Origin of the sequence: Klebsiella sp. C360, assembly GCF_048822415.1 — a bacterium.
In the GTDB taxonomy this organism is placed as follows: Bacteria; Pseudomonadota; Gammaproteobacteria; order Enterobacterales; family Enterobacteriaceae; genus Klebsiella; species Klebsiella quasipneumoniae.
The window spans coordinates 96,904-104,526 of the sequence record NZ_JBMEZZ010000015.1; the positions used below are offsets into that span (position 1 = coordinate 96,904).

At 53.4% G+C, this 7,623-nt stretch carries 12 protein-coding genes; 11 read left to right on the plus strand and 1 reads right to left on the minus strand.

What is annotated here, in order from left to right; translation table 11 throughout:
* Positions 1–5: 5 nt before the first annotated feature.
* Together ACOI7D_RS24870 and slyD are read left to right on the plus strand one after the other, a co-directional pair.
* Positions 6–206, plus strand: a complete 201-nt coding sequence (locus tag ACOI7D_RS24870; protein WP_002920143.1) for a YheV family putative zinc ribbon protein — start codon at positions 6–8, stop codon at positions 204–206.
* Positions 207–299: 93 nt separating this feature from the next.
* Positions 300–893: a peptidylprolyl isomerase gene (gene slyD, locus ACOI7D_RS24875; protein ID WP_004202213.1), complete on the plus strand. Its 594-nt coding sequence runs from the start codon at positions 300–302 to the stop codon at positions 891–893.
* A gap of 58 nt (positions 894–951) precedes the next feature.
* Here the strand turns inward: slyD and ACOI7D_RS24880 are convergent, their stop codons facing one another.
* Complete coding sequence (locus ACOI7D_RS24880) at positions 952–1,170, minus strand: protein SlyX (protein WP_002920136.1); 219 nt, start codon at positions 1,168–1,170, stop codon at positions 952–954.
* A gap of 222 nt (positions 1,171–1,392) precedes the next feature.
* Here ACOI7D_RS24880 and fkpA point away from each other — a divergent pair, with 222 nt between their 5' ends.
* From fkpA to ACOI7D_RS24925, 9 genes are all read left to right on the plus strand, one after another.
* Complete coding sequence (gene fkpA / locus ACOI7D_RS24885; protein ID WP_004202215.1) at positions 1,393–2,223, plus strand: FKBP-type peptidyl-prolyl cis-trans isomerase; 831 nt, start codon at positions 1,393–1,395, stop codon at positions 2,221–2,223.
* A gap of 168 nt (positions 2,224–2,391) precedes the next feature.
* The gene (locus ACOI7D_RS24890; protein WP_002920130.1) at positions 2,392–3,114 is read left to right on the plus strand and encodes a helix-turn-helix transcriptional regulator; all 723 of its coding nucleotides are present in this window, start codon (positions 2,392–2,394) and stop codon (positions 3,112–3,114) included.
* A complete protein-coding gene (gene tusD, locus ACOI7D_RS24895; protein ID WP_002920128.1) occupies positions 3,114–3,500 on the plus strand; it encodes a sulfurtransferase complex subunit TusD in 387 nt (128 codons plus the stop codon). The genes ACOI7D_RS24890 and tusD overlap by 1 nt, the downstream gene beginning before the upstream one ends.
* Positions 3,500–3,859, plus strand: a complete 360-nt coding sequence (tusC, locus tag ACOI7D_RS24900; protein WP_032454214.1) for a sulfurtransferase complex subunit TusC — start codon at positions 3,500–3,502, stop codon at positions 3,857–3,859. Before tusD ends, tusC begins: the two co-directional genes overlap by 1 nt.
* Positions 3,860–3,866: 7 nt before the next feature.
* Entirely contained in the window at positions 3,867–4,154 is a 288-nt protein-coding gene (tusB, locus tag ACOI7D_RS24905; protein ID WP_004202221.1) for a sulfurtransferase complex subunit TusB, read from the plus strand.
* A gap of 124 nt (positions 4,155–4,278) precedes the next feature.
* The gene (gene rpsL / locus ACOI7D_RS24910; RefSeq protein WP_002920115.1) at positions 4,279–4,653 is read left to right on the plus strand and encodes a 30S ribosomal protein S12; all 375 of its coding nucleotides are present in this window, start codon (positions 4,279–4,281) and stop codon (positions 4,651–4,653) included.
* A gap of 96 nt (positions 4,654–4,749) precedes the next feature.
* A complete protein-coding gene (gene rpsG, locus ACOI7D_RS24915) occupies positions 4,750–5,220 on the plus strand; it encodes a 30S ribosomal protein S7 (protein WP_002920113.1) in 471 nt (156 codons plus the stop codon).
* A 96-nt stretch (positions 5,221–5,316) separates the two neighbouring features.
* Positions 5,317–7,431 carry an elongation factor G gene (gene fusA, locus ACOI7D_RS24920; protein WP_004202222.1) on the plus strand — a complete coding sequence of 705 codons (2,115 nt, stop codon included), beginning with the start codon at positions 5,317–5,319 and terminating at the stop codon, positions 7,429–7,431.
* A gap of 69 nt (positions 7,432–7,500) precedes the next feature.
* Positions 7,501–7,623: GTP-binding protein (locus ACOI7D_RS24925; RefSeq protein WP_004202223.1), on the plus strand; the 123-nt coding region annotated here is incomplete at its 3' end.

The window sequence follows — 7,623 nt, forward strand, 5'->3', positions numbered from 1 at the left end:
ATCATATGGCAGTACGTAAACGTTTTATTGCCGGGGCGAAATGTCCGGCGTGCCAGGCGCAGGATTCACTGGCGATGTGGCGTGAGAATAATGTCGATGTTGTTGAATGCGTTAAGTGCGGTCATCAGATGCGTGAGGCGGATAAAGAGGCCCGTGAGCATGTACGCAAAGAGGAGCAGGTAATTGGCATTTTTCATCCCGACTAGCGTTATCCGTCGGCTTTTTTTAAGCTAAAGGGTACACGGCAGCAGAATTCCGCTACAATCTGCGCCACTATTCTTCCCATCTCAGGAGATATCATGAAAGTAGCAAAAGACCTGGTGGTCAGCCTGGCCTATCAGGTACGTACAGAAGACGGTGTGTTGGTTGATGAGTCTCCGGTAAGCGCGCCGCTGGATTACCTGCACGGTCACGGCTCCCTGATTTCCGGCCTGGAAAACGCGCTGGATGGCCACGAAGTGGGCGACAAATTTGACGTAGCCGTTGGCGCTAACGACGCTTACGGTCAGTATGACGAAAACCTGGTGCAGCGTGTACCGAAAGACGTCTTCATGGGCGTTGATGAACTGCAGGTTGGCATGCGCTTCCTGGCGGAAACCGATCAGGGTCCGGTACCAGTAGAGATTACTGAAGTTGAAGACGACCACGTTGTGGTTGATGGCAACCACATGCTGGCAGGCCAGAACCTGAAGTTCAATGTGGAAGTTGTCGCCATCCGCGAAGCGACCGCTGAAGAGCTGGAGCACGGTCACGTGCACGGCGCGCATGGTCATGATCACGACCACGATCATGGTCACGATGGCTGCTGCGGCGGTCACGGTCACGACCACGATCATGGCCACGACCATGGTAAAGGCGGCTGCGGCGGCCACGGTGGCTGCGGTTGCCACTAATCTTCGCGCTTTGGCACGAAGACGACAAAAAAGCGGGGAGACCCGCTTTTTTTACGCCTCAATAATGCGGCGGCGGCGTCTCTTCGGCCTGGGAGGCGATATGGGAGGGTTGGGTCGCCTTCAGCTTCTCGATCATCAGACGCATATGCTCGCGCATCTTCGCCATCTCAATCTCGTGGGCGGTCACGGTTTTATTGAGGTCTTCGATGGTGATTTCCTGAAACGCCAGCCGGCTTTCCAGCTCCGCAAGGCGCGTTTCTAATGTGCTATCGTGCATGGGTAACCTCTTTAGTCTGATCCTGCGGGCGGATTCTACTTAAGTTTCCCCCGGCGCGCAGCATCGCTGCGTCCTACAGGAAACTTATTCATACAAAAATAGTCCTAAAAGAGGCGATATTCAGGAACGTCCGTATGTAGATTTTAACGGCGACGTTCTATAGTACGTTTTTTGCTTTTTACGATAACCCTGGGGTGAGAGGCCCCGGCCCTGGAGAAATGGATGAAATCACTGTTTAAAGTAACGCTGCTGGCGACCACAATGGCCGTCGCCCTGAATGCACCGCTGACCTTTGCTGCAGATACCGCGGCGAAAGCAGCCCCGGCGGCTGAGAGTAAATCGGCATTTAAAAATGACGATCAGAAATCGGCCTATGCGCTGGGCGCGTCCCTGGGGCGTTACATGGAAAACTCCCTGAAAGAACAAGAAAAACTCGGCATTAAGCTGGATAAAGCCCAGCTGATCGCCGGCGTACAGGACGCGTTTGCCGATAAGAGCAAACTGTCCGACCAGGAGATCGAACAGACTCTGCAGGCCTTTGAAACGCGCGTGAAGACCGCGGCTCAGCAGAAAATGGAAAAAGACGCCACTGAGAACGAAACCAAAGGTAAAGCTTTCCGTGACAGCTTTGCCAAAGAGAAGGGCGTGAAAACGTCGAAAACTGGCCTGCTGTATAAAGTCGAGAAAGAAGGCACTGGCGATGCGCCGAAAGACAGCGACACCGTGGTGGTTAACTACAAAGGTACGCTGATCGACGGCAAAGAGTTTGATAACTCTTATACCCGCGGCGAGCCGCTCTCTTTCCGTCTCGACGGGGTGATCCCGGGCTGGACTGAAGGCCTGAAGAACATCAAGAAAGGCGGCAAAATCAAGCTGGTCATTCCGCCAGATCTGGCCTACGGCAAAACCGGCGTCCCGGGCATCCCGGCCAACTCTACGCTGGTCTTTGATGTAGAGCTGCTGGATATCAAACCGGCGCCGAAGGCAGATGCTCAGCCGGAAGCCGCTGGCGATGCGAAAGCCGCGGACGCGAAAGCTGACGCTAAGAAGTAATCGGGTTCAGGCCGCCGTCTCGTCAGAGACGGCGGCTTTTTTATTGAGCGCAGATATAATTAAAACTGGAAAGATCCTCAGGCGCTGTATTACTTTAGATAGCTTAATAATGATGATGAGCCTGCCCTGACAATAACGACAGGCTCCTGAAAAGGAGTGCTTTTTTTCATGTCCAGGTCGCTTTTAACCAACGAAACCAGCGAGCTTGACCTGCTGGATCAACGTCCCTTTGACCAGACCGATTTCGATATTCTTAAATCTTATGAAGCGGTGGTGGACGGGTTGGCGATGCTCATCGGTTCGCACTGTGAAATCGTGCTGCATTCTTTGCAGGATCTGAAATGCTCTGCCATCCGTATCGCCAATGGTGAACATACCGGCCGCCAAATCGGTTCACCGATTACCGATCTTGCGCTGCGCATGCTGCACGATATGACGGGCGCCGATAGCAGCGTTTCCAAATGCTACTTTACCCGCGCCAAAAGCGGCGTCCTGATGAAGTCGGTGACGATTGCCATCCGCAACCGCGATCACCGGGTGATTGGTCTGCTGTGCATCAATATGAATCTGGATGTGCCGTTTTCCCAGATCATGAGCACCTTTATTCCGCCAGAAACGCCCGAGGTTAACTCGCCGGTGAACTTTGCTTCCTCGGTTGACGATCTGGTCGCCCAGACTCTGGAATTCACCATCGAAGAGGTGAATGCCGATCGCAGCGTGTCCAACAATGCTAAAAACCGTCAAATCGTGCTGAATCTCTACGAGAAAGGGATCTTCGATATTAAAGACGCCATTAACCAGGTGGCCGATCGTCTGAACATCTCCAAGCACACCGTCTACCTCTATATTCGCCAGTTCAAAAGCGGCGATTTCCAGGGGCTGGATAAGTAATGCGTTTTGCCCTCACGGTGACCGGCCCTGCCTATGGCACGCAGCAGGCGAGCAGCGCCTGGCAATTTGCTCAGGCCGTGCTGCAGGAAGGCCATGAGCTGGCGTGCGTTTTTTTCTATCGCGAAGGCGTGCTTAACGCTAACCAGCTGACGGCGCCCGCCAGCGATGAGTTCGATCTGGTGCGCGGGTGGCAATCCCTCCACGATGAGCACGGCGTCGCGCTGCATATCTGCGTGGCGGCCGCCCTGCGTCGTGGCGTAACGGACGAGCGCGAAGCGCAACAGCTCGCTCTGCCTGGCCATAATCTGCAGCCGGGTTTTACGTTGAGCGGACTTGGCGCGCTGGCGGAAGCGGCGCTTACTTGCGATCGGATGGTACAGTTTTGATGAAACGTGTGGCTTTCGTTTTTTCCTCCGCGCCGCACGGCAGCGCCGCCGGCAGGGAAGGCCTCGACGCCTTATTAGCCACCTCTGCCCTCACCGACGAGATTGGCGTATTTTTCGTGGGCGACGGCGTGTTTCAGCTGTTGCCCGCCCAGCGGCCTGGCGCTGTGCTGGCCCGCGATTACATCGCCACTTTTAAACTGCTGTCGCTATATGATATCGACCAGTGCTGGCTGTGCGCCGAGTCGGCGCGAGAGCGCGGCCTGGACCCCGCGACCCCGTGGGTGGTGGATGTCGAATGCCTGGCGCCGGATGCCCTGCGCGCCCGTCTGCATGAATTTGATGTGATTTTGCGTTTCTGAGGCCCCCATGCTCCATACGCTCAGTGTTTCTCCCTGGCATGCCGATATCGCAGCAATGCTTCGCTTGATGGAGCAGGGTGACGATCTGTTACTGCTGTCTGATGGCGTCGCGGCGGCTATCGCCGGCGGTCGCTTCCTTGAGATCCTGCAATCCGCCCCCATAACCCTTTACGTGCTGCAAGACGACGTTGACGCCCGCGGGCTAACTGGTCAAATTGCGGACAGTGTCGGCAGGGTTAGCTATACTGATTTCGTCAGACTCACAGTCAAACATGCCGGTCAGTTGGCCTGGTGATGGCGGGATCGTTGTATATTTCTTGACACCTTTTCGGCACCGCCCTAAAATTCTGCGTCCTCATAATATATGAGGCGATTTATTACGTGTTTACGAAGCAAAAGCTAAAACCAGGAGCTATTTAATGGCAACAATTAACCAGCTGGTACGCAAACCACGCGCGCGCAAAGTTGCAAAGAGCAACGTGCCAGCGCTGGAAGCCTGCCCGCAGAAACGTGGCGTATGTACTCGCGTATATACCACCACTCCTAAGAAACCGAACTCCGCACTGCGTAAAGTTTGCCGTGTGCGTCTGACTAACGGTTTCGAAGTCACCTCCTACATCGGTGGTGAAGGTCACAACCTGCAGGAGCACTCCGTGATCCTGATCCGTGGCGGTCGTGTTAAAGACCTTCCGGGTGTTCGTTACCACACCGTTCGTGGTGCGCTTGACTGCTCCGGCGTTAAAGACCGTAAGCAGGCTCGCTCCAAGTACGGCGTGAAGCGTCCTAAGGCTTAATGGTTCTCCGTTAAGTAAGGCCAAACTGATTTATCTTAATGTCATACTAAACTCTTAGAGTTTTGGACAATCCTGAATTAACAACGGAGTATTTCCATGCCACGTCGTCGCGTCATTGGTCAGCGTAAAATTCTGCCGGATCCGAAGTTCGGATCAGAACTGCTGGCTAAATTTGTCAATATCCTGATGGTAGATGGTAAAAAATCTACTGCAGAAACTATCGTATACAGCGCGCTGGAGACCCTGGCTCAGCGTTCTGGTAAATCTGAACTGGAAGCCTTCGAAGTTGCGCTCGAAAACGTGCGCCCGACTGTCGAAGTTAAGTCCCGCCGCGTAGGTGGTTCTACTTATCAGGTTCCAGTTGAAGTTCGTCCGGTCCGTCGTAATGCCCTGGCAATGCGTTGGATCGTTGAAGCTGCTCGTAAACGCGGTGATAAATCCATGGCTCTGCGCCTGGCGAACGAACTCACTGATGCTGCAGACAACAAAGGTACTGCAGTTAAGAAACGTGAAGACGTTCACCGTATGGCCGAAGCCAACAAGGCGTTCGCTCACTACCGTTGGTAATCCCTTCGGAGTCATAGTCACCAGGCGGGCGCTTCAGATGAGTCGCCCGCTCTGGATAACTTAACTGAACGCCTAAAGAAATAAACGAGGAATCAAATGGCTCGTACAACACCCATCGCACGCTACCGTAACATCGGTATCAGTGCGCACATCGACGCCGGTAAAACCACTACTACCGAACGTATTCTGTTCTACACCGGTGTAAACCACAAAATCGGTGAAGTTCATGACGGCGCCGCTACCATGGACTGGATGGAGCAGGAGCAGGAACGTGGTATCACCATCACTTCCGCTGCGACTACTGCATTCTGGTCTGGTATGGCTAAGCAGTATGAACCGCACCGTGTAAACATCATCGACACCCCGGGGCACGTTGACTTCACTATCGAAGTAGAACGTTCCATGCGTGTTCTTGATGGTGCGGTAATGGTTTACTGCGCAGTTGGTGGTGTTCAGCCGCAGTCTGAAACCGTATGGCGTCAGGCAAACAAATATAAAGTTCCGCGCATCGCGTTCGTTAACAAAATGGACCGCATGGGCGCTAACTTCCTGAAAGTTGTTGGTCAGATCAAAACCCGTCTGGGCGCGAACCCGGTTCCGCTGCAGCTGGCAATTGGTGCTGAAGAAGGTTTCACCGGCGTTGTTGACCTGGTGAAAATGAAAGCCATCAACTGGAACGATGCAGACCAGGGCGTAACCTTCGAATACGAAGATATCCCGGCTGACATGCAGGACCTGGCTGACGAATGGCACCAGAACCTGATCGAGTCCGCAGCTGAAGCTTCTGAAGAGCTGATGGAAAAATACCTGGGTGGTGAAGAACTGACTGAAGAAGAGATCAAAAAAGCTCTGCGTCAGCGCGTTCTGAACAACGAAATCATCCTGGTAACCTGTGGTTCTGCGTTCAAGAACAAAGGTGTTCAGGCGATGCTGGATGCGGTAGTTGACTACCTGCCATCCCCGGTTGACGTTCCGGCGATCAACGGCATCCTGGACGACGGTAAAGATACTCCGGCTGAGCGTCACGCAAGCGACGACGAGCCGTTCTCTGCACTGGCGTTCAAAATCGCTACCGACCCGTTCGTGGGCAACCTGACCTTCTTCCGCGTGTACTCCGGTGTGGTTAACTCTGGTGATACCGTACTGAACTCCGTGAAAGCTGCACGTGAGCGTTTCGGTCGTATCGTACAGATGCACGCTAACAAACGTGAAGAGATCAAAGAAGTTCGCGCGGGCGACATCGCTGCTGCAATCGGTCTGAAAGACGTAACTACTGGTGACACCCTGTGTGACCCGGATGCGCCGATCATTCTGGAGCGTATGGAATTCCCTGAGCCGGTAATCTCCATCGCCGTTGAGCCGAAAACCAAAGCTGACCAGGAAAAAATGGGTCTGGCTCTGGGTCGTCTGGCTAAAGAAGACCCGTCTTTCCGCGTATGGACTGACGAAGAGTCTAACCAGACCATTATCGCCGGTATGGGTGAGCTGCACCTCGACATCATCGTTGACCGTATGAAGCGTGAATTCAACGTTGAAGCGAACGTCGGTAAACCTCAGGTTGCTTACCGTGAAGCAATTCGCGCGAAAGTTACCGATATCGAAGGTAAACACGCCAAGCAGTCTGGTGGTCGTGGTCAGTACGGTCACGTTGTGATCGACATGTACCCGCTGGAGCCGGGCTCTAACCCGAAAGGTTACGAGTTCATCAACGACATCAAAGGTGGTGTAATTCCTGGCGAATACATCCCGGCCGTTGATAAAGGCATCCAGGAACAGCTGAAAGCTGGTCCGCTGGCAGGTTACCCGGTAGTTGATATGGGTATCCGTCTGCACTTCGGTTCTTACCACGACGTTGACTCCTCTGAGCTGGCGTTTAAACTGGCTGCGTCTATTGCCTTTAAAGAAGGCTTTAAGAAAGCAAAACCAGTTCTGCTTGAGCCGATCATGAAGGTTGAAGTAGAAACTCCGGAAGAGAACACTGGTGACGTTATCGGTGACTTGAGCCGTCGTCGCGGTATGCTGCGCGGTCAGGAATCCGAAGTAACCGGCGTTAAGATCCACGCTGAAGTACCGCTGTCCGAAATGTTCGGTTATGCAACTCAGCTGCGTTCTCTGACCAAAGGTCGTGCATCATACACCATGGAATTCCTGAAGTATGATGATGCGCCGAACAACGTTGCTCAGGCCGTTATTGAAGCCCGTGGTAAATAATCCACAGGATTAAAACCTAAGTCCCGTGCTCTCTCCGAAGGGGAGAGCACTATAGTAAGGAATATAGCCGTGTCTAAAGAAAAATTTGAACGTACAAAACCGCACGTCAACGTTGGTACTATCGGCCACGTTGACCATGGTAAAACTACCCTGACTGCTGCCATCACTACCGTTCTGGCTAAAACCTACGGT

What these genes read in the sequence shown, in the direction of transcription:
- ACOI7D_RS24870 (WP_002920143.1), top strand. Translation starts at nt 6, where the DNA reads ATGGCAGTACGTAAACGTTTTATTGCCGGGGCGAAATGTCCGGCGTGC.
- slyD (WP_004202213.1), top strand. Translation starts at nt 300, where the DNA reads ATGAAAGTAGCAAAAGACCTGGTGGTCAGCCTGGCCTATCAGGTACGT.
- ACOI7D_RS24880 (WP_002920136.1), bottom strand. Translation starts at nt 1,170, where the DNA reads ATGCACGATAGCACATTAGAAACGCGCCTTGCGGAGCTGGAAAGCCGG.
- fkpA (WP_004202215.1), top strand. Translation starts at nt 1,393, where the DNA reads ATGAAATCACTGTTTAAAGTAACGCTGCTGGCGACCACAATGGCCGTC.
- ACOI7D_RS24890 (WP_002920130.1), top strand. Translation starts at nt 2,392, where the DNA reads ATGTCCAGGTCGCTTTTAACCAACGAAACCAGCGAGCTTGACCTGCTG.
- tusD (WP_002920128.1), top strand. Translation starts at nt 3,114, where the DNA reads ATGCGTTTTGCCCTCACGGTGACCGGCCCTGCCTATGGCACGCAGCAG.
- tusC (WP_032454214.1), top strand. Translation starts at nt 3,500, where the DNA reads ATGAAACGTGTGGCTTTCGTTTTTTCCTCCGCGCCGCACGGCAGCGCC.
- tusB (WP_004202221.1), top strand. Translation starts at nt 3,867, where the DNA reads ATGCTCCATACGCTCAGTGTTTCTCCCTGGCATGCCGATATCGCAGCA.
- rpsL (WP_002920115.1), top strand. Translation starts at nt 4,279, where the DNA reads ATGGCAACAATTAACCAGCTGGTACGCAAACCACGCGCGCGCAAAGTT.
- rpsG (WP_002920113.1), top strand. Translation starts at nt 4,750, where the DNA reads ATGCCACGTCGTCGCGTCATTGGTCAGCGTAAAATTCTGCCGGATCCG.
- fusA (WP_004202222.1), top strand. Translation starts at nt 5,317, where the DNA reads ATGGCTCGTACAACACCCATCGCACGCTACCGTAACATCGGTATCAGT.